Annotated in this window: 21 protein-coding genes; 2 read left to right on the forward strand and 19 right to left on the reverse strand. The window is 50.0% G+C overall.

Going from position 1 to position 22800, the window contains the following annotated elements:
• Positions 1-75 precede the first annotated feature (75 nt).
• The 10 genes from FHS77_RS04340 to FHS77_RS04385 all read right to left on the reverse strand — a co-directional run bounded on the left by FHS77_RS04340 (position 76) and on the right by FHS77_RS04385 (position 9626).
• The gene (locus FHS77_RS04340; protein ID WP_184220495.1) at positions 76-843 is read right to left on the reverse strand and encodes an HpcH/HpaI aldolase family protein; all 768 of its coding nucleotides are present in this window, start codon (positions 841-843) and stop codon (positions 76-78) included.
• Positions 844-854: 11 nt separating this feature from the next.
• Positions 855-1637: a 2-oxo-hept-4-ene-1,7-dioate hydratase gene (hpaH, locus tag FHS77_RS04345; protein WP_184220498.1), complete on the reverse strand. Its 783-nt coding sequence runs from the start codon at positions 1635-1637 to the stop codon at positions 855-857.
• A 25-nt stretch (positions 1638-1662) separates the two neighbouring features.
• Positions 1663-3153, reverse strand: a complete 1491-nt coding sequence (locus FHS77_RS04350; RefSeq protein ID WP_184220501.1) for a 2-hydroxymuconic semialdehyde dehydrogenase — start codon at positions 3151-3153, stop codon at positions 1663-1665.
• A gap of 8 nt (positions 3154-3161) precedes the next feature.
• Positions 3162-3839 (reverse strand): class II aldolase/adducin family protein, encoded by a 678-nt coding sequence (locus FHS77_RS04355; protein ID WP_184220504.1) that lies wholly within the window; start codon positions 3837-3839, stop codon positions 3162-3164.
• Positions 3840-3841: 2 nt separating this feature from the next.
• Positions 3842-4708: a VOC family protein gene (locus FHS77_RS04360; protein WP_184220507.1), complete on the reverse strand. Its 867-nt coding sequence runs from the start codon at positions 4706-4708 to the stop codon at positions 3842-3844.
• A gap of 68 nt (positions 4709-4776) precedes the next feature.
• Positions 4777-5664, reverse strand: coding sequence for a VOC family protein (locus tag FHS77_RS04365; RefSeq protein ID WP_184220510.1), 888 nt, complete (start codon positions 5662-5664; stop codon positions 4777-4779).
• An 80-nt stretch (positions 5665-5744) separates the two neighbouring features.
• Entirely contained in the window at positions 5745-6716 is a 972-nt protein-coding gene (locus tag FHS77_RS04370) for a TRAP transporter substrate-binding protein (protein WP_184220513.1), read from the reverse strand.
• A 36-nt stretch (positions 6717-6752) separates the two neighbouring features.
• Positions 6753-7727 (reverse strand): 3-hydroxyacyl-CoA dehydrogenase NAD-binding domain-containing protein, encoded by a 975-nt coding sequence (locus tag FHS77_RS04375; protein WP_210307022.1) that lies wholly within the window; start codon positions 7725-7727, stop codon positions 6753-6755.
• Positions 7728-7737: 10 nt separating this feature from the next.
• Positions 7738-8997: a TRAP transporter large permease gene (locus FHS77_RS04380; protein ID WP_184220516.1), complete on the reverse strand. Its 1260-nt coding sequence runs from the start codon at positions 8995-8997 to the stop codon at positions 7738-7740.
• Positions 8994-9626 (reverse strand): TRAP transporter small permease, encoded by a 633-nt coding sequence (locus FHS77_RS04385; protein WP_246431214.1) that lies wholly within the window; start codon positions 9624-9626, stop codon positions 8994-8996. The genes FHS77_RS04380 and FHS77_RS04385 overlap by 4 nt, the downstream gene beginning before the upstream one ends.
• A 152-nt stretch (positions 9627-9778) precedes the next feature.
• Here FHS77_RS04385 and FHS77_RS04390 point away from each other — a divergent pair, with 152 nt between their 5' ends.
• Complete coding sequence (locus FHS77_RS04390) at positions 9779-10459, forward strand: GntR family transcriptional regulator (protein ID WP_184220519.1); 681 nt, start codon at positions 9779-9781, stop codon at positions 10457-10459.
• Between the two features lie 64 nt (positions 10460-10523).
• On the opposite strand, the gene FHS77_RS04395 is transcribed toward FHS77_RS04390, so the two are convergent.
• The 4 genes from FHS77_RS04395 to FHS77_RS04410 form a co-directional block, all read right to left on the reverse strand.
• Positions 10524-11690 (reverse strand): M20 aminoacylase family protein, encoded by a 1167-nt coding sequence (locus FHS77_RS04395; protein ID WP_184220522.1) that lies wholly within the window; start codon positions 11688-11690, stop codon positions 10524-10526.
• A gap of 19 nt (positions 11691-11709) precedes the next feature.
• A complete protein-coding gene (locus FHS77_RS04400; protein WP_184220525.1) occupies positions 11710-13002 on the reverse strand; it encodes a TRAP transporter large permease in 1293 nt (430 codons plus the stop codon).
• A gap of 3 nt (positions 13003-13005) precedes the next feature.
• On the reverse strand, positions 13006-13473 hold the full coding sequence (locus FHS77_RS04405) for a TRAP transporter small permease (protein ID WP_184220528.1): 468 nt from the start codon (positions 13471-13473) through the stop codon (positions 13006-13008).
• Positions 13474-13568: 95 nt separating this feature from the next.
• Positions 13569-14609 (reverse strand): TRAP transporter substrate-binding protein, encoded by a 1041-nt coding sequence (locus FHS77_RS04410; protein WP_184220531.1) that lies wholly within the window; start codon positions 14607-14609, stop codon positions 13569-13571.
• Between the two features lie 106 nt (positions 14610-14715).
• Here FHS77_RS04410 and FHS77_RS04415 point away from each other — a divergent pair, with 106 nt between their 5' ends.
• Positions 14716-15624, forward strand: coding sequence for a LysR family transcriptional regulator (locus FHS77_RS04415; RefSeq protein WP_184220533.1), 909 nt, complete (start codon positions 14716-14718; stop codon positions 15622-15624).
• Between the two features lie 15 nt (positions 15625-15639).
• Here FHS77_RS04415 and smc read toward each other — a convergent pair whose 3' ends face one another.
• From smc to FHS77_RS04440, 5 genes are all read right to left on the reverse strand, one after another.
• On the reverse strand, positions 15640-19098 hold the full coding sequence (gene smc, locus FHS77_RS04420) for a chromosome segregation protein SMC (protein WP_184220536.1): 3459 nt from the start codon (positions 19096-19098) through the stop codon (positions 15640-15642).
• A gap of 98 nt (positions 19099-19196) precedes the next feature.
• The gene (locus FHS77_RS04425) at positions 19197-19850 is read right to left on the reverse strand and encodes a DsbA family protein (RefSeq protein ID WP_184220539.1); all 654 of its coding nucleotides are present in this window, start codon (positions 19848-19850) and stop codon (positions 19197-19199) included.
• Positions 19851-20035: 185 nt separating this feature from the next.
• Positions 20036-20545, reverse strand: coding sequence for a DUF721 domain-containing protein (locus FHS77_RS04430; protein WP_184220542.1), 510 nt, complete (start codon positions 20543-20545; stop codon positions 20036-20038).
• 31 nt (positions 20546-20576) lie between these two features.
• Positions 20577-21431, reverse strand: a complete 855-nt coding sequence (locus FHS77_RS04435; RefSeq protein ID WP_246431215.1) for an O-antigen ligase family protein — start codon at positions 21429-21431, stop codon at positions 20577-20579.
• Positions 21432-21802: 371 nt separating this feature from the next.
• Positions 21803-22564, reverse strand: a complete 762-nt coding sequence (locus FHS77_RS04440) for a glycosyltransferase family 25 protein (protein WP_184220548.1) — start codon at positions 22562-22564, stop codon at positions 21803-21805.
• Between the last annotated feature and the right edge of the window lie 236 nt (positions 22565-22800).

The raw sequence follows: 22800 nt of genomic DNA on the forward strand, positions 1-22800 counted from the left end.
TGCTAATTCTCAGTACACAGAAAATCGGCAAATTAAAAAAACCGGCTTCTGATTATAGAAGCCGGTTTTTATATTTTAGTCTTTTGTCACTTCATGCAGGGCATTTTTTAAGCCCCCCATCAGCAACTGAATATCCAGCGCCGAAGCCACGAAGGTAAAGCCCCATTCCAGATATTTACGTGCCGCCGCAATATCAGTGGTTAAAATACCACCGGCCTTGCCAAGCTTATTGAGCTTTTCGATAGCTTCCTGAATAGCATTTTGCACATCCGGATGGCCGGGATTACCTAAATGACCAAGCGATGCCGCGAGATCCGACGGGCCGATAAAGACACCATCCACACCTTCAACCTGCGCAATCTCTTCCAGATTTTGCAAAGCGCTGCCGGTTTCAAGCTGCACCAGCACACAGATCTCGTCATTGGCTTTTTTCAGATAGCCGTTCATCTGGCCATAGGCCGATGCACGCGAGCTTCCCGACACACCACGGATACCTTCAGGCGGATAACGGCAAGCCGCAACAGCCTGACGTGCTTCTTCTGCATTTTGCACAAAAGGCACCAGCACTGTTTGTGCCCCCACATCCAGCACACGCTTAAGCAGCACCGGATCATTCCATGCCGGACGCACCACCGGATGCGCCTTGCCAGCGGAGCCAGCATGCAAGAGTGACACGAGATTGGAAATATCAACCGGTGAATGTTCCGCATCAAGGCAGACCCAATCAAAGCCGCTATTGCCGATAATTTCCACCGCTACAGGGCTGGCGCTCATGCTCCACACACCAATTTGCCTGGTGCGTGAAAGCATGGCTGCCTTAAACGGGTTTGTTTTCACATCCATGATCAAACCTATTAAACAAACTGTACAGCAACGCTGCCGAGTGGACCAAAATCTGCATGCAGTGTATCGCCCTTGTCAGCCCAGACCGGACGCGTAAACGAACCGGAAAGCAGCAAATGGCCAGGCTCCAATGTCACACCAAATGGCGCAAGCTTATTGGCAAGCCATGCAATCGCCATGGCCGGATGACCAAGCACGCCGGCAGCAAGACCTGTTTCTTCAATCTCGGAGTTGCGATAGAAAACGGCACCAGCCCAACGCAGATCAATCTCTTCAGGACGCACCGGACGACCTCCGAGTACCAGACCAGCGGCTGCGCCATTATCTGCAACAGTATCAAAGATTTTACGCGGGTTCTGCACACGCGCATCAATGATTTCGATGGACGGAATGACATATTCTGTCGCGCGCAGCACATCAACCAGACCGATATTCGGGCCTTTGAGCGGCTCTTTCAGCACAAAGGTCAGTTCCGGCTCAACGCGCGGGACACAGAAATCAGCATGACGGACTTTAGCACCATCATTAAGCAGCATATCATCAAAGATATGGCCGTAATCCGGCTCATCAATCTGAGAAGAAGCCTGCATCGCTTTTGATGTCAGGCCAATTTTGTGACCGACAATGCGTGCGCCGCCTGCCATACGCTTTTGCGCAACCGCATGGGAGATCGCATAAGCATCATCAATGGTGATATGTGGCCACTGGGTTGATAATTGTGTGCAAGGCTTTTTGCTGCGATGGGCTTCCAGCAAAGCTTCAATGGCAAGCGAGCGTTCCTGATCGTTCAACATAGTATTCTACTTCCTGATAATGCGATTAAAGCTTGATGCAGATGTTGCGAAGCTCTGTGTAAAATTCGAATGAGTGGTTGCCGCCTTCGCGACCGATACCGGACTTTTTCGAGCCGCCGAACGGGGTGCGCAGATCACGCAGGAACCAGCTGTTTACCCATGCAATGCCCACATCAATCTGCGAGGCAACGCGGTGCGCACGGCTTAGGTTTTCTGTCCAGACTGCGGTTGCCAAACCGTAAGGGCTGTTATTGGCAAGGCCGACAACTTCTTCTTCATCGTCAAACACGCTGATATGTGCACAAGGACCAAAGATTTCATTGGTGACGATTTCCGATGTCTGCGGCAGACCGGTCCAAAGAGTTGGCTCAACAAAATAACCGTTTTCAAAACCAGCCACATCCGGTGTGCCGCCGCCACAAAGGATGGTTGCACCTTCTGCCTTGGCTTTTTCATAAAAGCCCAGCACTTTCTGGCGGTGAATGTCGCTGACCAACGGCCCCATGGTCACTTCCGGATTAAACGGATCACCAAAGCGGTAGGACTTGGCCTGCGCAGTCAGTTTGGCGCAAAATTCTTCAAAAATGCCGCGCTGAACATAAAGACGCTCGGTTGCAAGGCAAACCTGACCGGTATTGGCAAAGCAAGAACGCCCTGTGCCTTCAATCGCCTTGGCAAGATCAGCATCATTGAAAATGATACCGGCATTTTTGCCACCCAGTTCAAGCGAAACAGGACGGACACCATTGGAGGCCGCACGCATGATTGCTTCACCGGTTGAGGTTTCGCCGGTAAAGGTGATGCCGTCAACATCGGGATGGGAGGTCAAAAACTCACCGGCGGAATCCGCACCAAAACCATGCACGACGTTATAAACACCAGCCGGAACACCGGCAGCATTCATGACCTCGCCCAAAAGCGCCGCTGTTGCAGGTGTTTCTTCTGATGGCTTAACCACAACCGTGTTACCGGCGGCCATGGCTGGCGCGACTTTCCATGTCATCAACAGTAGTGGCAGGTTCCACGGGCAGATGACCGCAATCACACCACGCGGAACGCGAATGGCATAGTTGATAGCGCCTGCACCATCCGGCGTTGCCGACTGGAATGCTTCGGTGCTTAAAGATGCGATCTGATCGGCAAACACGTTGAAGTTTGCGCCACCACGCGGAATGTCGATATGGCTGGCAATGGAGCGCGGCTTGCCGGTATCCATGATTTCGGCACGCAAAAACTCATCAAAACGCGCCTGAATACCATCAGCCACCTTGCGCAAAATAGTCAGACGTTCAGCAACACTCATACGACCCCAAGGGCCTTTGAGCGCCTGCTTGGCAGCACCAACTGCCAGATCGACATCCTCACGGCTTGCTTCATGCACATGGGCATGCACCTGACCGGTTGCCGGATAATAATTTTCAAACAGGCGGCCGCCACCTTTACGATATTCGCCGCCGATAAAGTTGAGAATTTCAGTACCGGCAGCGCCTGCGCCAGTTGATTTATTTGAAGTCATAATCCGGTTCACTCTTCATCATCATTCGTTAAAAACTGCCACATTCTTTCAAAGATGCGGCCTGCTTTGGTCGCACGCTGTGCAGCTTCTTCATTGCTTAAAACGGGTGCATGTTGCGCCATGCCGCTGGCCAGAACATCGAGTTCCACGCGGCAGCTATCCTCCAGATACCAAGCCAGCACCACCGCCTCTTCCAGTGACTGACCGGCAACAACGGCACCATTGCCGCGCATCAGCACGGCCTTGGCCTCGCCCATCAGACGGATGACTTTTTGTGCCCGCTCATCATCACGGATAAGCTGCGGATCATCCCAAAGCGGAACGCTCGGCGCGAAATAAGAACCAAAGCCATGACGCGGCTTAGGGCTCAAACCCATTGCAGCCAGCGACATCATTTTCGGGCTCATAAAGCGCACCACGCCATTTACTTCGGCACGGTTTTGGTAAATTTGCTGATGCAGGCGCACCTCACCCAATACATTTTCCGGCAAAGGTTCATGTACTTGCAGCACTGTGCACTCTTCGCCCACACCAACCAGACCAGGCGGTGAAGCCGGACAAACCAGAAAAGTGCCAGCATCAAGGCGCATGGAGCAATGCCCGTAGGCATGCACCAAGCCACTGCGCCCCAAGGCACGGGCGGCTTTTCTGACCGTCACAGAGGCTTCATTGATATTCACAGACATGCTTAGTCATCCCCTTCCGAAAAGGCTGCAATTTTAGGGCTTGCACCCCAAAGGCAGAAACCTTTCGGCTCAAAGGCAAACTGACGATCACGCCACAATGGCTCATCATGAATTTCGCACACGCCGGTGGAATATTCATAGGTCATACCATCGGGGCCACGGAAATAGAGAAACTGTGCTGAAGATGTCGGGTGACGCCCCGGACCAAAGGTAATCGGCACTTGTTTATCACGCAGCAAATTGCTTGAGCGCTGGATATCATGGGTAGATTCCACCTGATGATTGATGTGCTGAATGCCCGATTTATTGCCCGGAAAGAGTGCGATCGTGTGATGGATCGCACCGATACGCATCAATGGCGCATCACCGATACGATCTGAAACGCGTGCATTACAAACCGTTGTCCAGAATTTTTCATCCCGCTCCACATCGGTGGAATAGAAACCGACATGGCTGAAGCCGGTGATACCGGCATCACGGGCACCGTGATACTCAACCGCAGACATGCTGGGGCGGACGATAAACTCGATCACATTGCCGGTCGGATCATTAAATCGAATGAATTCCCGCACATGACGTATCTCGCATTCAGCTGGGCTGCCATATTGCACATTATGCCCGAGCGCATCCAAAGTAGCAGCTGCTGCTTGTAATTCGGCAGAGGTTTTCAGCTCGAAAGCTGTCACATGATCTTCCGGATTACCTTCGAAATAACACAGCGTATGGTCGCGATTATCTGATTTGAAATGAATCGCACCTTTGGTGCGCTCTGCCACTTCAAGTCCCAGAATTGTTGTCGCAAAAGCCTCAGCACTTTCGAGATCCTGAGTGCCAACCCGGCAATAAACGACGTCACTCAACTCAATCATGTGCGCCTCCTTTTATCAGGCATAAATTAAAATTCGGCTGTTCACGCGCCCCAGCCCACAACGCGGGCTTACACATTATCTCCGGCAAATTCCGGCACGCTGGTGTAAGAGCCCCATTCGCAATATGAGCGCGGCTGGTGGCGATACTGGCGTGGCGGATTGGCAAAATTTTCTTCGCCTGTCAGCATGCCGGTGGCATAGGTCACCATCAGCGGTTCATCATTCTGACCGGCGATCTTCATGGCTTCTGTGGTGACAAAAATCTGGTCGGATGCCGGATGGTGACCCGGACCATGAACAATCGGCAATTGCTGGCGCTGGAAAAAATAGAAATTCTGCATGATATTGTTGATGCCTTCGACATTGAAGGTGATGCCCATCAAGCCATCACGAGAAGACGGATAAAGCGCAATGGCGTGGTGCTTGTCATCAAGACGGATATAAGCGGTATCACCCACCCAATCCGAGACTTTGGCACCAATCACTTCTGTCCAGAAGTGTTCGTTGGCAGCAATATCTTTGCAACGCAGCGAAACGGTCTGGAACTCAGTCACACCCGCATCACGGCTTGGGAAATAACGCCAGCCGCTGGTCATCGGGCGCCAGACAAATTCAACGATGATGCCATTTGGCGCAGTGCAGCTCAAACAGGCTTTCACCAGACGTTCAGCGCATTCTGCCTCATTACCAAATGTGGAGGCAATATCATGCGCTGAGAGTTGTTTTTCCAAAGCGTCCAGATCTTCACGGTGTGCAACAGTGATGGCGATTGCCGGCTTTGTAACGCCTGCCACCATATTGACGCTGTAAGCACGCGCATCTGAACGATAATAATAAGAGCCGTCTTTTTTACCGGCATTTTCCAGACCGACAATTTCTGTCAGAAACTGATGGCTGCTGGCAGCATCCTGCGTACCAAAACGCACGTAACGCAATTCGCGCAGTGTATAAGTCATAAGCCTCACTCTTAAAATTATAGGTTAGAAAAAATCCTGATCCCCCTTGAAAGCCATCGCCTCCCAGGGGGATTTTGTGATTAAAGAGCGGCTGCTTCCGCTTCCAGTTCCTTCAGAAGCGGCGTTTTTTCGCGCCATTCCTTGTACCAGTCTTCAATCGGTGCGCCGAAGAAACTACGGTCAACGCTTTTCACCTGAACCTTGGTGCCTTTGAGCTTTTCCAAATAGTCATTGTCGATCTGGTCATATGAGGAAACGATCTTATCGAGATATTCCACCATAGTGCTGCGCAGGATTTCCTGATCTTCCGGCGAAATGGTCGCCCATTTACGCGCTGATCCAACAGCGACCATCGGGAACATCATGTGGTTACTATCGAGAATAGTGCCCGCATGTTCATAATAGCTGCTGTTCCAGGTGCCTTCGAAATCGATCTGCATGCCATCGACCTGACCATTGGCGAAAGCATCATAAAGTGCAGGCAATGGCATTGGGGTTGGTGCAGCGCCCAGCTTCTTCCAGAAGTCCAATTCCGGTGCGAGCGGAATGGTGCGGATTTTCTTACCCGACAAATCTGCACCGTCTTTGACATCGCCGCGCATAACGATCTGGCGCATACCAGCCATACCATAGCCGAAGCCAACGAGACCAAGAGGCTTAACCTCTTCGAGAAGCTTCAGAGCGGTCGGGCCTTTGAGCAAAGCTTGCGCACCGTCGATATCCTTGACCAGATAAGGAGCCAGGAAAATGCCGAAATTAGCATTACGATTGGCAAATTCGCCGAGTGTCATAAAAGAAAAATCAACCGCACCGGCCTGCATCTGTTGCAAAACCTGAGCTTCACTGCCGAGCTGTCCACTTGGAAAAACCAGTAAGTTAACGCGGCCATCGGTTTTTTCATTCAGTGTTTTGGCCATTTCAACTGCCTGCACGCTCCACTGGTGTGATGGCGGGGTGATCAGGCCAATGCGATAATCCGCAGCATTAGAAATTGTGCTAAAAACAACAGTTGTTGCTAAAGCTGCAAGTGTTAGTTTCAATAGTGACTTCATCGGTTTTCCTCCCAGATAATCTTCGTTGATGCGGTCTTATGCATCAGAACCTTTTTGTTTGCGCTGAAGTGATTGCTGCTTTTCAATCATCGCAACAACCTGCTCATCACGGCGCGCCGCCATAGCCGAAGATGTTTCTTCTCCGGCAGCCGCATCCATGCCGTTAATAAGCACTTGTTTCACTTCATCGCTGAGTTCAGGTGTACCTAAATCGCTCCACCATTTTTCAACTTCAGTGCCTAAATCATCGAGAAATTTGGCGAGCCCCTGATCAGCACCAGCCAGATGGAAAATCGCGGTGGGTCCCAAAATACTCCAACGCGCGCCCAAACCTTGCGTCACCGCTTTTTCAATATCGCCAACGCTGGCATAGCCTTCTGCGGCAAGATGCACAGCCTCACGCCAAAGCGCTGCTTGCAAGCGATTAACAAGATGGCCTGAAGCTTCTTTTTGTAAGCGCAGTACCGACTTGCCGAGGCTTTGATAAATCGCATCAGCCTTGTCCAGCGCTTGCGGTGCTGTTTGCTCACCGCCACAAATTTCCACCAGTGGCATCAGATAAGGCGGGTTGCAGGGATGCCCGATCAGCAAACGCTGCGGCATACGCATATTCGCCTGCATCTGGCTCGGGCTCAAACCTGAAGAACTGGATGCAATCAGCACATCATCAGCAATTTTTTCTTCAATCTGCGTTAAAATTTCCAATTTCAACGGCAATCGCTCAGGCAGAGCTTCCTGAATGAACTGCGTATTGAGAAGTGCTTCATTCAGATCATCGGTCCATGACGGAGCCTGCGGGTCGTCCACACAAACACCGATACGTTGCAAAACCGGCAATGCCTGCAGCCAGACATTCGCCAAACGCTCGCCCGATGCAGGATTAAGATCATAAACCTTAACCCGATGTCCGGCAGCGGCAAAAGTTGCAGCCCAACCAGCACCAATAGTGCCGCAACCTATTACGGTGACATTCATGGATTGAAGGGATTCTGTCTGCTGAAGATATGTCATGGAACTTACCTCACAGTAATTTCAGCAAGACAGGGAAGAACACAATTGCGAGGATCACAGCCATTGTTGTCAGCAAAAATGGCATAGTCATCAAGGCAATACGCTCTGCTTTCACACCTGTCATCAAGGCCGCAGTGAACAATCCGGTGCCGACCGGTGGTGTCAGCAGGCCAACAACCAGTGTCAGGCAGACGATCATCCCGAAGTGGAACGGATCAACGCCGTACACATTGGTGGCAACCGGCAACAAAACCGGCACAACCAAAATGATTGCAGGGATCGGATCGGTGAACATGCCAAGCACCAAAAGCAGTGCCACAACCAGCAGCAAAAACACGGTTGGTGATTCAGTCAGTGACTGCAAGAAAACAGCAACGGTTGCGGGCAGATTTTCAAAGGTGATTACCCATGAGAAGACCTGTGCTGCCGCAATCAGAAACAACACCACCGCCGCACCGCGTGCAGCACGCACAAATGCCGGAGCAAGGTGCGAAAACTCCAATTCGCCGTAAACAAAGCGGCCAATCAAAACGGAAGCGACAATAGCAAGTACGGCCGATTCAGTTGGTGTTGCGATACCGCCCAAAATGGTACCGATGATAGTTACCGGAATAATTACGGCCGGCAGTGCATCACACAGTGCTTTAAAGCGCTGCGACCAATTATAACTTTCACCTTGAGGGAAGTTATAAATGCGGCCGAGAATTGCAATAACTGCAAAGAATGACACGGCCATCATCAGGCCAGGTACAACACCCGCCACAAACAAATCACCGATCGAAATCTGAGCCACAACGCCGTAAATAATAAACAGCATGGATGGCGGAATAACGGGTGCCAGCAAGCCACCGGCTGCGGTAATCGCCGCAGAAATATCACGCGGATAACCGGCACGATCCATTTCCGGCACAGCCATGCGCGACATAACAGTAATCTGCGCGACTGTAGAACCAAGAATCGATGCCATCATCATATTGGCCAGCAAATTGACATAAGCCAAACCACCGCGCACAGAGCCGATGATTGACATGGCAAGCCCCATGAGACGGCGACCAATGCCGCCTTCATTCATCAACTCGCCAAGCAAAATGAAAAGTGGCAGCGCCAGCAAACCGTAGCTTTCCAAGCCGCCGAACAATTGCTGCGGCAGCGATGCCAGCAACACAGTGTTACCGCTGGAAAGAATATAAATAATCGCCACAGCCAGCAAAATAAATGCAATCGGCAAACCAGCAACAACAAGACCAACAAAACTCAATCCGGCGATCATTTCACCACCTCCGCTCCGGCTGCTTCAAAAAATGTGCGCACACTGTCGACAAGATTTTTGACACTGTGAAACGTCACGAAGACGCAGAAAACAGGGAGGATCAGCCAGAACCAAAACTTACGAACACCAAGCGTTGTGGTCGGTTCATCATAAATAAAATTGAAGGTTTTAGCGCCGATCTCGCTCAGTGAATCAGCCTGTAAAACGGCAATCGGATCAAACCATTGCCAAACAAAAACAGCCAGAACCAGAAATAGAACCAGCATCATCGCATCAATTACGGCAAGCATAAACATATGCGCACGAATCGGCAGAAAGTCGATGCAAACGGTAACAGCAATATGCTGACGATAATGAATTGCGAGCGATGCGCCTAAAAAGCCCATCCAAACCATCGCGTAAATTGCCAGTTCATCAACCCAGAACAGTGGCATTCCGAAGGTGCGCGTTGCAACATTGATAAGCAGTAAAATGACAATCGCCAGTGCCAAAAGCCCTGCGACGAGCGTTTCAGCGCGCGCGATCAAACCATCAACACATGATAAGAAACCGGTAAATCCATTCGCGCGCATACCCTGCTCCGTTGAAGCAGTTCTATCCTCATGCGCCTGACCCAAGCGGGTATTCATACACGTCTCCTCCCAAAGAGATACTCGCGTTAAGAAATATCGATTTTATAACCAAGTCAACAATAAAATCGATATTATCGAATTTATCAATAATATTTATAATATTGATTTTTTTAATATGGCTGGCTAATCTCCGGGTCAGGAGCCTGATTATGTTAGACAAACAACTTTCATCCCCTGAAAAGACAAACTCTGAAAAAGCCTATCGCCAATTGCGCGAAGACATAGTGTTTGGTGCTTTTTTGCCGAATGAAAAATTGAAGATCGAAACCTTGCGTGAGAAGTACGGCCTTGGTGCCGGCCCGCTGCGTGAAGCTTTGGCTCGCCTCTCCAGTGAACATCTGGTGGTTCTGGAAGGACAACGCGGTTTCACTGTTGCCCCCATGTCAGCAGAAGATGCTTATGACATTGGCGAAACCCGCACATTGCTTGAGATCGAAGCGCTTCGGCAATCATTTTTGCATGGCGATGAAGACTGGGAAACGCAATTGGTTGCGGCCTATCACCGTCTTGTGCGCGCTGAGCAAAAGGTCATTCAAGGCGAAACCGATTTTATTGAATGGGAAACACGCAATGCGATTTTCCATGAAACAATGGTTGCCGCCTGCCCGTCGCAATGGGTCATGCGTATGCGCCAGCAAATCTATGAGCAGCACCAGCGCTACCGACATCTTTCGCGCAAACAGTCTGTCGGCGTACGCGATATAGCCTCAGAACATAAGGCGCTTTTCGATGCAGCTTTTAATCGTGACATTCAGGGTGCGACCGAGATTATTCGCAACCATATCGCCCGCACAACACAAACTGTTCTGCAAACATTAAAAGCACGATAACAAAGAGCCTGAGTATCACAGGCCGGATAAGCGCCCCGTGATACTCATATCATCACTTCAAGACTTACGCTTCGTTTAATGTGTTTAAAGCAGCAGTCACCAAAAACGAACTGCCATAAGGAATGGCTGCATCGTTGAAATCATAAGCGGCATTATGCAATGAAGCTGTCTCACCATTCCCCATCAGCATATAAGCGCCCGGCACCTCTTGCAGCATGAAAGCAAAGTCTTCACTGGCAAGGATCGGCGTACAATCGCCATTAACCTGACTTTCCGGTACGATCGAGCGTGCAACATCAGCAATAAAGGCTGCATTGGCAGGTGTATTATCCAAGACCGGATAACCGGTTTTGATGTTAAGCTCAGCGGTTGCACCATGCAGCGCCGCACTATGCTCAACCACCTGTTTTAAGCGTTCTTTCATCATCGCACGGGCTTTTTCATTCAATGTACGGATCGTACCGGACATTGTCGCCACTGGCGGGATAGTGTTGTAGCTGTCGCCTGCTTCCAATCGGGTGACGGAAAGTGCGGCGGAATCAAATGGCGACAAATTACGCGCAACAATGGCCTGTGCCGCGCTCAAAATAGATGATGCCACCATCAGCGGATCAATGGCTGTTTGCGGTGCAGCCGCATGGCCGCCTTTACCGTGAATGGTAATGTCGAACTCATCAGAAGAGGCAAGCATTGGCCCCTTACGGCAGATGAAGTGACCAATTTCAACGCCCGGCTGATTATGCAAACCATAGATGGCATCGACCGGCCATTTTTTAAACAACCCCTCGTCAATCATTGCTTTTCCACCAGCACCGGTTTCTTCAGCGGGCTGGAAAATCAAGACCACAGAACCGGCAAAATCACGATTTTCACACAGATAACGCGCCGCACCAAGCAGCATGGCGGTGTGACCGTCATGACCACAAGCATGCATCAGGCCTTCATGCCTGGAAGCATAGGCAAGATTGGTTTGTTCAGCAATCGGCAGCGCGTCCATATCGGCGCGAAGGCCAACACGTTTAGTGCCATCATGCGTCCCTTTGATAACCGCAACAATACCCGACTGAGCGATATTTTCAGTGATTTCATCCACACCGAATTCGCGCAACTTCTCGGCCACAAACCCGCTGGTCTTTGGCAGATCGTAGAGAAGCTCCGGCATGGTATGCAGGCTGCGGCGCCATGCTGTTACTTCGTCGTGAATAGAATTAAAATACTCAAGAACGGTCATAAGAAAAGATACCTACAGATCAGAATAAGATGGATGGCAGCCAGAGTGACAGCGCTGGAAACAGCGTCAGCAAGGCCAAACGGAACAGGTCAGAAATCCAGAAAGGTGTCACACCGCGATAGATGGTTGAGATCGACAAATCCGGCTGGTTGGAGCGCAGCACGAAAATATTGATACCGATTGGCGGGGTGATGAAGCTGATTTCAGAAACAACCACTACAATGATGCCGAACCAAACCGGATGAAAACCGAGGCTCATAACCAATGGCGCAAAAATCGGCACGGTCAGCATCACCATAGCCATACTGTCCATGATGCAGCCCAGCACCAGATAGATGAGGATAATGCCGAATATAACCAGCATCGGCGACGTGTTAGCACCACCAAGCAAATCAAGAACACTGGTGGCAAAACCGGACAGTGTCACCAGATGCGAGAAATAGAGCGCGCCAATTAAGATGAAAAACAGCGAGGCACTCACCAGCACTGTTTCAATCAGCACCTTTTTAAGGTCTGTCAGGTTGAAATTCCCGCGACCGAAAGCAATCATCAGCGAGGCAATAGCACCAATACCGGCAGATTCAGTCGGGGTGAAAAAGCCTGCATAAATACCGCCGATCACCACAAGAAACAAAAGCACCGGCAGTAAAACACCTTTGGTGGACTGCAAGCGCTCGCGCCATGGAAAACGCTCCGCAGCAGGCCCCAAAGACGGCTTGTACCAAACCGCTGCCTGCACGGCGAGAAGGTAAAAACCAACACCGATAATGCCGGGGATAAAACCGGCCGCAAAAAGCTGACCAATACTGGTTTCAGTCAACAAGCCATAAAGAATAAGCAATACGGATGGCGGAATAAGCACGCCCAATGTGCCACCGGCAGCAATGGCACCCGCGGCCAATTCATCCGAATAATTGTGACGGCGCATGGCAGGCAGAGCAACTTTGGATATGGTTGCAACCGTTGCCAGCGACGAGCCGCAAATGGCACTGAAAACACCACAGCTCATTACTGTCGCCATGGCCAAACCGCCGCGACGGTGAGCGACAAATTTATTAGCGCAATCATAAAGCTCGCGCGAAATATTGGCGCGGTTAATGACGTTGCCCATCAGAAGGAACAAAGGAATGACCGATAGTTCAAAAGAAACAACGGTTTCCATCGTGGTTGAACCAAGAAGCCCAAGTGCCAGTTCCATGTCACGCACATGAGCGATACCAAGAATACCAACCAGCAACATGGCAAAACCGACAGGGATGCGTAAAAACACCAGCGCAACTACGATAAAACATGCAATCAGCGTGACTGTCATGGCTTATTCCTTTCCGCGAAAATCACTGATTGCCAGCCCGAAATGAATGAGAGCTGTCATAAAGCTCGTGACCGAGCAAAGACCTGCAACCGGCCAGATCGGAATTGAAATATCCGGCGAAACACGATCAAACTGATAGGCTTCCCACGCATATATGCCGATCCACCAGCACAACAACAGCATCGCGCCGCCGCAGATCACCTCAATAAGACCATCGCGGATGCGCCTCGCACGCGGCGAATAAAGCGGATCAAGAAGATCAACGACGATATGCCCGCGCGCACGGGCAATGAATGGCGCGGAGGTAAAAACCACCACTGCAACAAGGTAGGAGATAATATCGAAAGACCCGCGCAAAGGGGCCGTGAACACATTGCGTCCCACGACATCAATAAATGTTAGCAAACCCAAAATGAGCAAAAGCAAAGCCGGAATAAGCGCCAGCTTTTCAAAGAGTGTTTTCATAGACATGAGACAGCTCCGCGAGTGATATGCAGGAGCCGCGCTCCTGCATATCCCGCATTCATGATAGTATGGAGAAAAACAGCGGCTTCAGTAAAGCCGTATCAGTTCTTTTCTTTTTCCAAACGCTCAATTTCCGCAAAGAAAAAATCCATCACTTCCTGAGGATTTTCAATACCTGCGGCTTTAGCGCTTTCCAGCCAGACGGCTTGTTCCTGTTGCTTGACCTTGTCAATCAGCGCAAGCAATTCCGGTGCCGGCTCAACAAAATTCATTCCGTTTTCAGCGGCTTGTTTTTTACCGAGCGCACTGGAATGATCCCAATCCTGACCAGCCGCACGCGACAGTTCAACACCGGAAATTTTGATGATCGCCTCGCGATCCGCTTGCGAAAGCTGATCAAATTTCTTCTTGTTCATGGCAATATAAAAACTGCCATTATAAGCGCCGCCCTTGATTTCTGTCTGATATTTGAGAACTTCAAACAGTTTGAAGCCACCCAATGCTTCCGTATTGGAGAATGTTCCATCGACAACGCCGGTGGAAAGCAATTCATAAGATTTGGACTGCGGCGCAGAAATGGACACGGCACCAGCTGCATCCAATAAAGCCGTTTGCACCGGACCACCGGCACGCACTTTTTTGCCCTTCAGATCATCAGGGGTCAATACGGCCTTATCGCGCATATTGATCTGGCCCGGATCGAGCTGCATGAGCCCGAGGATTTCAACCCCATCCAGCGACTTCAATGTGCTGCGCATATATTTGTCAAATGTATTCCATGCCGCAACGGAACTGACTTCAGATGAAGAGCTGAGCAGTGGCAATTCAAACAATGTGAACACTGCAAAACGCTTTGGCTCATAGGTGAAATTACCCCAGGTAATATCCGCCATACCCTTGCGTGCCAGTTCAAAATGTTCCGCCGGAGCCCCAAGCGCCTTACTCAGGAAATTGAGTGTTACACGACCGTCGGTCGCTTCACTGACACGCTCTGCATAGGGCTGCAAAATGCCTGCATTGATGTGATGTGTCATCGGCAACCAGCTTGAAACCGTCAGTTCGGTTTTATCTGCCAGCGCAACAGTAGACGACAATGCAAGACCAATGGCCGCAAACAAAGTTTTAGACAGTAGTTTGTTCATATAACTTACCCTCCCAAGGTAACTTTACCATAGAGCATATTTAATAATATAAAAAATGCATTTTCTATTGTATTAAGTACATAAAATGATCTTTCTGGGAGGAAAAATGTTTAAATCCGTCAGCATCCGGCAGCTCGAATATATCCGCCATGTCGCCAATATCGGTTCCATCACGCAAACAGCGCAGCTGATCAACATTTCCCCCTCCTCCATCCGTGAAGCAATCACCGCTGCTGAAACCGAATTGGGGGTGCGGCTTTTCTTCCGGACACCGGCGAAAGGCGTATCACTGACCACCGAAGGCCAGCGCTTCCTGCTTTTGGCCGAGCCTCTCTTTGAAGCCAAAGCACAATTTGAGCATCAGGTTGCAGGTATCGCCAAGCAAAATGAGCAGGAGCTCACCATTGGTGTAATCGGCAATGTAGGCGCGATGGTAGTGCCGGAGCTGATTAAAAATTTGAGCGAAACGGTTCCCTTCTCCCGCTTTAATATTGTGGAGCTCGAATCGTCCAATCTGGTGGAATCGGTGCGCACCGGAAAACTCATTGCCGGTTTTGGCCTTAACGATTTCCTGCATCCGTCGCTCAAATTTGTCGAACTTTTCCCCACCCAAGTGCATATCGCGGTCAATGCAGCGCATTCGTTAGCGCAAAAAGCAGAGCTGGAATTGTCCGAAATGGCCAATGAGCCGTTTATTTTTCCAAATTTTGGTGGGGCAAGTTCTTATTATAGCGGCCTTTTTGATCACCATAATATCCGCCCCAATACACGCTATATGGTCAATTCCACCGAAATGGCGCGGCGTCTGATTGAAGAAGGCTTAGGCTATTCCACCTTCAATGCGCGCCCTTCCATCCACCGGCATAATCCTGAACCGATGATAAAACGCATTCCGTTGAAGACCGATTATTGGAGCCCGACATTCGGCATGTTCTATTTATTGAGTTCTACCTTTTCCAATGCTTTGAACAATATTGAAAAAGCGGCACGCGCCACATGGCGTCAATCGAAATAGAAAATTGAGGATAAATCATGCAGGTTCAATGAGCTTTTCGGCTGCCTGCAAATCAACCGACACCAATTGGCTGACACCCTGCTCAGCCATGGTTACACCATAAAGACGGTTCATCCGTGCCATGGTAATCGGATTATGTGTGATGACCACAAAACGCGTTTGCGTGGAAGCAGCCATCTCATCCATCAAATTGCAATAGCGCTCGACATTATGATCATCGAGCGGTGCATCTACCTCATCCAGCACGCAAATTGGTGCCGGATTGGTTAAAAATACCGCAAAAATCAGCGCCATCGCGGTCAATGCCTGCTCACCACCTGACAAAAGCGTCATGGTTTGCGGCTTTTTACCCGGAGGACGCGCCAGAATTTCTAAGCCTGCTTCCAACGGATCATCGGATTCAATCAGCTGCAACTCTGCCGTACCGCCGCCAAACAAATGCGTAAACAACCGCTGGAACTGCGCATTGACCACAGAGAATGCCGCCAGCAAGCGCTCGCGGCCTTCACGGTTTAAGTTCTGAATGCCAAGGCGCAATTTCTTAATCGCCTCGATAATATCTTCACGCTCACTGACAATATCATTGAGCCGCGTCGATAGTTCATTCTGCTCTTCATCGGCGCGCAGGTTCACTGCGCCCAGACGCTCACGCTCGATCTTCAGGCGTTCCAACTGGCGCTCAAGCTGCCCGGCTTCCGGTAATTTATCATCCGGCGCAAGCCCCGTCTGGCGGATAGCTTCGTGCGGCGGACATTGCAGCGCTTCGGCAATACGCTGTTCGGTTTCTTTGCGGCGCTCTTCGGCGGCCGTTAAACGCTCTTCTGCTCGGGCGCGTATTTCGCGCGCAGCAGACAATTCCTGAATGGCTAAAATCGCAGTTTTGTCGAGCACAGATTGCGCGGCTTCCGCCACTTCCAGATTGTCGGATGTCTCTTTGACTTGTGCCTCAGCAATGCTGATTTCGGAGAGAAGATTTTGTAAACTGCGATCCAACTCGTCCGGCGCTTCGGCGAGGATCTCAAGTTCTTCCTGCACTTCAAACTGGCGGTCTTGAAGCGAAACCACCTGTTCATTGGCGTTTTCAATACGCGATTTCCAATTTTTGCGTTCCAGCGCAATCATTGCCAAACGATTTTCACGCAAAACCGCCTCATGACGCAAACCATCATAAGCCGCACGCGCCTCAGCCAGAGCATTGCGGTCTTGCTGAGCGGCATGCGTAGCCGCATTAAGCCGCTCCTCAATTTCATCAATGGCAGGCAGTTTTTCAAGCCAGTCCAAACCATCAGTTAAATGAACTTGCGCTTCTTCAAGATTTTCCTGCAAGCGCTCTTTTGCATCTGCCAATGCAGCGGCACGGCTTGTCAATTGTGCCGTTGCCCGCTCCGCCGCACTTAAAGCTTCGCGCGCTTCCTGAATTTGTTTTTGCAAATTGCGCAAGCGATCACGACTAATGCGTTCGGCTTCTACCGCCTCGCGCAAAGCACCCTCATCAGCACTGACGCGCGCCGCCTGTGCTTCAACATCGCGCTTAACGCTGATGGCTTTCATCTGTAATTCAACCAGACGATTTTGCTGCGCCAGACGTTGCGCCGCCATAGTCGGAGCATCCGGCTGCACAACATATCCATCCCAGCGCCAAAGCTGGCCTTGCAAATTAACCAGCGACTGACCAACAGCCAGTTGCGCTTGCAACTCTGCTGCGCCCTGACTCTCAACAATCCCGATCTGGCTTAAGCGGCGTGCCAATTGCTCCGGCGCTTCCACATAATCTCTAAGCGGCCTCACCCCATCCGGCAATTTCGGATCAGTTGGCAGCTCTTGCACTAATGTCCAATAAGCCGGTGCCTCGTCGTCAAGAGCCGCAGTTAGTGCATCGCCAAGCGCTGCACCCAGTGCCACCTCATAGCCGGAGCGCACTTTCAAATGCTCCAATACGGCCGTAAATTCACCGGTTACACCTGCCGCCAAAATGCCTTGCAGCGTTTGCGCTTCGGTTTCAATCCGGTTTAAGTGCCCGCGAATTTTGTCCAGCTCCTCGCGGCTGGCAGCCCCCGCATCGCGCAGTGTTTCAACATGCGCCTCGGCTTCAAACACAGTTTCCTCGCAAAATCCGGTTTCTTCCTCAGCCGTTTTTAAAGCGGCCTGCTTTTCGGCCACAGATGGTAATTGCTGCAATTCGGCATCAACAGCCCCAATCTCGCTTTGCATATTTTCCAGCTGTTTGAAAAAGCGATCACGCCGCTCCTGCAAATCCTGCAAAGCACGCTGCATCTGCGTGCGCTCTGCCATCACATTAGCACGCTCTGTCGTGACGCTTGCTAAAAGCGTTTCACTCTCGCGCAGCTTTTCCTCAGCCACATCAAACAGCGATTGCAATTCTTCATCACGCTCGGCTGACCGCGCATGAGCTTCCTGCAACTGCTGCTCTTCTTGCTCAAGCTGCGTGATAATATCAGCGTTTTCGCGCAATAATTGTTCTTCGCGCTTTAAATCTGCCCCCAACTGTTCCAAGCGCTTCATCAAATCAGAGCGGCGTTGACGGATACGTTCCGCCTCCTGATCCAATTGCCCGCGCGCAAGGTTCAAACGCTGCATAGCTGCCGCAGCTTTTGCCGATTGCTCGCGCAATTCCGGCAATTTATAAGCGCCGATACCCTGTTCTTTAGCCGCATTCATCTGCGCTTGTGCTTTATCGCCCACCGCAATAGTGGCCTCAGCCAAAGTGGACTGCGCTTCCGCCTCTTGTGCCTTGGCCGCAGACCAGCGCAAATGCAAAAGCGTTGCTTCCAGCTTACGAATGTCAGCCGAAAGATTTTTAAAACGGTTTGCCTGTCGTGCCTGCCGTTTTAAGCTTTCGATTTGCGAACCCAGCTCGCCGACCACATCATCCAAACGCTCAAGATTGCTTTCTGCGGCACGAAGGCGCAATTCCGCCTCATGACGGCGACTATAAAGGCCTGAAATGCCGGCCGCTTCTTCCAGCAATGCGCGGCGTGCCTGCGGCTTTGCCTGGATTAACTCACCAATGCGCCCCTGCCCGACCATTGACGGCGAACGGGCACCAGTTGACTGATCGGCAAATAAAAGCTGCACATCTTTGGCGCGCGCATCTTTGCCATTGATACGATAAACGGAACCGGCCTCACGCTCAATGCGGCGCGAAACCTGCAATTCATCAGCATCATTATAATTAGGCGGTGCGGAGCGATCACTATTATCCAAAAACAATGTCACTTCGGCAGAGTTTCTGGCAGGCCGTGTTCCTGAGCCTGAAAAAATAACATCATCCATGCCTGAAGCACGCATGTTTTTATACGAGTTTTCTCCCATCACCCAGCGCAATGCTTCCACCAGATTGGACTTGCCGCACCCATTGGGACCAACGACACCGGTCAGACCGGTTTCGATGATAAATTCCATCGGTTCGACAAAAGATTTAAACCCAAGCAGGCGGAGTTTGGAAAAGCGCATCGGGTCACTCTTTTCCAAATCGTGTTATTAAAGCACAAAAAGCGGACACCGGATGGTGCCCGCAATTTTGCAAGCCAAATAGATCGGTCAAATAAGGCTTAGAGAAGCTTATCAATGATGGCTGACATGTCATCGACGGAAAGCGATCCGGCATATTTCTGGCCATTGATAAAGAATGTTGGTGTGGCATTAACGCCGTAAGATGAACCACGTTCACGCACACCGTTAATATCATCCAGCAATTCCTGATTGGTCAGGCAAGCCTGAAAGCTTTCCTGTGTAAAGCCGGCGAGCTTGGCAATCTGCAACAGTGCAGCTTCGCCATCCTGTGCCATTGCCCACTGCTGGAGCTGCTGGAAGAACACATTAACCATCGGGAAATAGCGATCTTCCGGTGCGCAACGTGCCAGCATGAAAGCAGCTGTTGCGCGCGGATCAAAAGGAAATTCGCGGAAGATCAAACGTACTTTGCCGGTATCAATGTATTTTTCTTTGATTTTCGGGAAAGTATTTAAGGTGAAATCTGCACAATGCGGGCATGTCAAAGATGCATATTCAACGACGGTGACAGGAGCATCTTCCTTGCCGTAAACCATCTCTTTCAACTTGCCAGGTTCAGCAACTTTGGCTGCATCCACAGAGCCATCAGCCGAGCGTGACTGCGCAAAAGCAACATTGCCGGAAAAAGCCAGACCCGTTGCAGCAGCACCTGCAAGAGACATAACATGTCTGCGATTAAGCGTAAGGCTCATGCGAATCATCCAATTCTGTTCGATACATTGTCATAGAATACTAGTTTAAAACGGAACCGCCGCCAGAACCAGACCCGTTTTGTCAGCTGTTTCTAACGCTGTCTTATAGCAAGATTGTGGCAGTGATGACGAACTGGGCAATTATAATCATCTTTCTGAAAAACAAGCCATTTTTACAGAAAATATCAGCGTTTATTCTTCAGTTTGCTTGCAGCAATACTGCGCCCCAAGCGCTCCAATGCACCACGCAGGCCATCATCCTCAATCACACTGGTCTGACCTTCGATTTTGCGCGCCTGACTGGGCGGAATATCAACAGGTTTGCGCAAACGACGCTGCTGCTTTCCGGTCAACGGTTTTTGTTCAATCTTGATCCGGCCGATAGCTGCAAAGCCTAAAAAACCATTGACGCGATTGATGATCTCGCCTGTTTCATGCTGCATACGCATGGCAGCAAAACCCTCACAGGCCACTACCAATGTTGCGGGCTGAAACGGATCATTCTCATGCAAACGTCTTGGCCACATGATTTTAAGCGGGCGTGAAGACTGGCCGACATTCGCACCGACGATATCTTCCCATGACTGGATCAAAGACAGATTAATACCGGCACGCTTGCGCAAGACAGGATCCAACAAGTCAGATGTTGTATCCGCTAAAGGTCTAAATCCCCGTCCTTCTTTTTTACCCGTCATAGCTGCCAAACCCGTTTTAAGAATTTCAGCATTATGCTGCGTTTAAATGCGGCTTATAAATGATACGCTTAACTCTGGCAGCATTCAACACACCCAAAAACAACATGATCGAAGCGATGGATGCCTCATGAGCCAAAGGCGCATGCAACATACCATAAGCGATCATAACAAGCGCGAAATAACTCAAAACCCGCTTCGTTCCACAATCAGGTGCAGTTTTCCAAAGCTGAAAAAAGATAGACAAGAACGACGCCAACAACAAAAAAAGACCAATAATACCACTATTTAACAGCTCATCCACAACGACATTATGCAAATGAATAAAGCCATCAAGCAACGCCCGCTCTTCCCCCAGATGTGATTGAACAATCTCCACTTTATGGAGCGATCCCACTCCGGTCAGCGGATATTCTTTGATTGTCTCATATGCGCCACGCCACATCGCCATACGGATATCGGCCGATACTTTATCGCTCCAAACAGTAGCATCACCCGTCTCATAATAATTAATCATGCTTGTGAAACGCGTTTCAATAATCTTTCCTGCGGGGCCGACCACAAGCATAGCCGCCATGAATGCTGCCAAAACAGTATAAATCCCGATTTGTTTTTGCCAGCTCAATTTGCGCACATAAGCGATAATTTCTACCGCTAAAATTAATGGCAACACCGCTAAGACAGCGCGGGTTTCAGAAACCATAACTCCCAATAAACCTAACGCCAGCCATTGCGGACCGTTGGGTAAAAAACGAGGTGCATTGTGAATCGGCAATGTCGCGGATATAGCACCGATCGCGGCGACGAAAGCAAATACGGCTTGATTTCCGCCCACCCCGACACGGGCACCGCTGTAGAGTGAAACGATCAATGCAAAAGCTGCTGCCATAAAAATACCAACGCGTGATCCAAGCACATAAAAACGTAACGGATCGCGAATAAGCAGCATACCTGCACCGGCAAATGAGAATAGCGCGAGCAACAATGTATAACCGATATGACGATTACTGAGTACCAACTGGTCACGCCAAATCATCAAACCAAATGTCCAAAGAAAATAAAAAATTATGAAGAATAAAAAAAGACCAACAAAAGGCTTCGTCGATTTATGACGAAATGCGGTCAGATAAATCCCGATACAGCTGAATAGAAAAACAACAATAGGGCCTGATCCAACACGAATAGGCATGGTGAGACCACCAAGAGCTAAAACCCATTGATCGAATTTGCGGCGCTTAATAAAATTTCTATGCAAAAATGTCATTTATCACCACTATATAATGTCGAACGCCGCAAAGCATAAATCATACGCCTGATATAGTCTGTCACTCTGAATCTTAATGCACCAAGACGTTTCCAGGCCGGAAAACGAACACGCTTATAACTAGCGCCGCCTTCTAAAATGGTAGAGCCCAGCTCATTGGCCAATTCGATGATGGCATCTTTAACCAGATAAACACGGTAGTTGCCCGCCCAGCCGCGCTCCAAAGCTACATCATAAGGCAATTGCATCGTGGAAATATTAGCAAGTAATGCACCGGCGCCTTCACGTGTCACCATATAACCACCGGCACAACCCAGCGGCCCGTGCATACAGCGCCCTACATCAGCACCACCAATAGTGACATATTTACTCTGGAAAAACTTCACCCTGTTATTGATCAGTTTGATGACATCCCACCCTTGAACGTCTGCCAATTCTTCAAGGACTATGCTGAAATCATCTGCGAAAACAACATCATCCTCAATAATGACTGCACAATCATCATCACTATCGGCAATAATCTGCAATGCTTTCAAATGGCTAAAATAGCACCCGACTTCGCCTGGCAAGGGTGTTTTGCCATGAAACCGGCGAAAGGATGCCTCATCAAAATTATTAAGCTGATCTGCCGTCAAATTACGTCCGTCAACCGCTTCCACACGGCGCAGAAACAACCCCAATTTATCCGCACGCTTTTTCAGCGCTTCCCAGCGCTCACGTGATCGCTCCAGATTGATGACATAGACCGGTATCGGCATAGATTATAGAACCATTCTTCACTGCACTTAATCTTCATGGGTGCGCAAGCCACACAGGAATGTCAATCTTAAACATATAAATTCATGTGCATTGCGGAGAATCGCGGCATTTCGCATGATGCAGATCCGCTTTGCTTATCGTGTAGTTGCCCCCGAAAGATCGGTCATTTTTACTGGTTAATTTGCTCCGCGATAAACTCACGGGGTGAACGATATCCTAAAGCTTTATGTGGGTG

The sequence above is a fragment of the Paenochrobactrum gallinarii genome, assembly GCF_014205685.1.
GTDB lineage: Bacteria > Pseudomonadota > Alphaproteobacteria > Rhizobiales > Rhizobiaceae > Paenochrobactrum > Paenochrobactrum gallinarii.

Excerpts from the sequence above, each read along its gene's own strand:
- FHS77_RS04360 (WP_184220507.1), bottom strand. The coding sequence starts at position 4,708 with ATGATTGAGTTGAGTGACGTCGTTTATTGCCGGGTTGGCACTCAGGAT.
- FHS77_RS04395 (WP_184220522.1), bottom strand. The coding sequence starts at position 11,690 with ATGACCGTTCTTGAGTATTTTAATTCTATTCACGACGAAGTAACAGCA.
- hpaH (WP_184220498.1), bottom strand. The coding sequence starts at position 1,637 with ATGTTGAACGATCAGGAACGCTCGCTTGCCATTGAAGCTTTGCTGGAA.
- FHS77_RS04380 (WP_184220516.1), bottom strand. The coding sequence starts at position 8,997 with ATGATCGCCGGATTGAGTTTTGTTGGTCTTGTTGTTGCTGGTTTGCCG.
- FHS77_RS04375 (WP_210307022.1), bottom strand. The coding sequence starts at position 7,727 with ATGACATATCTTCAGCAGACAGAATCCCTTCAATCCATGAATGTCACC.
- FHS77_RS04340 (WP_184220495.1), bottom strand. The coding sequence starts at position 843 with ATGGATGTGAAAACAAACCCGTTTAAGGCAGCCATGCTTTCACGCACC.
- FHS77_RS04410 (WP_184220531.1), bottom strand. The coding sequence starts at position 14,609 with ATGAACAAACTACTGTCTAAAACTTTGTTTGCGGCCATTGGTCTTGCA.
- smc (WP_184220536.1), bottom strand. The coding sequence starts at position 19,098 with ATGCGCTTTTCCAAACTCCGCCTGCTTGGGTTTAAATCTTTTGTCGAA.
- FHS77_RS04350 (WP_184220501.1), bottom strand. The coding sequence starts at position 3,153 with ATGACTTCAAATAAATCAACTGGCGCAGGCGCTGCCGGTACTGAAATT.
- FHS77_RS04400 (WP_184220525.1), bottom strand. The coding sequence starts at position 13,002 with ATGACAGTCACGCTGATTGCATGTTTTATCGTAGTTGCGCTGGTGTTT.
- FHS77_RS04440 (WP_184220548.1), bottom strand. The coding sequence starts at position 22,564 with ATGCCGATACCGGTCTATGTCATCAATCTGGAGCGATCACGTGAGCGC.
- FHS77_RS04370 (WP_184220513.1), bottom strand. The coding sequence starts at position 6,716 with ATGAAGTCACTATTGAAACTAACACTTGCAGCTTTAGCAACAACTGTT.
- FHS77_RS04405 (WP_184220528.1), bottom strand. The coding sequence starts at position 13,473 with ATGTCTATGAAAACACTCTTTGAAAAGCTGGCGCTTATTCCGGCTTTG.
- FHS77_RS04385 (WP_246431214.1), bottom strand. The coding sequence starts at position 9,626 with ATGAATACCCGCTTGGGTCAGGCGCATGAGGATAGAACTGCTTCAACG.
- FHS77_RS04425 (WP_184220539.1), bottom strand. The coding sequence starts at position 19,850 with ATGAGCCTTACGCTTAATCGCAGACATGTTATGTCTCTTGCAGGTGCT.
- FHS77_RS04430 (WP_184220542.1), bottom strand. The coding sequence starts at position 20,545 with ATGACGGGTAAAAAAGAAGGACGGGGATTTAGACCTTTAGCGGATACA.
- FHS77_RS04390 (WP_184220519.1), top strand. The coding sequence starts at position 9,779 with ATGTTAGACAAACAACTTTCATCCCCTGAAAAGACAAACTCTGAAAAA.
- FHS77_RS04365 (WP_184220510.1), bottom strand. The coding sequence starts at position 5,664 with ATGACTTATACACTGCGCGAATTGCGTTACGTGCGTTTTGGTACGCAG.
- FHS77_RS04435 (WP_246431215.1), bottom strand. The coding sequence starts at position 21,431 with ATGGCAGCAGCTTTTGCATTGATCGTTTCACTCTACAGCGGTGCCCGT.
- FHS77_RS04415 (WP_184220533.1), top strand. The coding sequence starts at position 14,716 with ATGTTTAAATCCGTCAGCATCCGGCAGCTCGAATATATCCGCCATGTC.
- FHS77_RS04355 (WP_184220504.1), bottom strand. The coding sequence starts at position 3,839 with ATGTCTGTGAATATCAATGAAGCCTCTGTGACGGTCAGAAAAGCCGCC.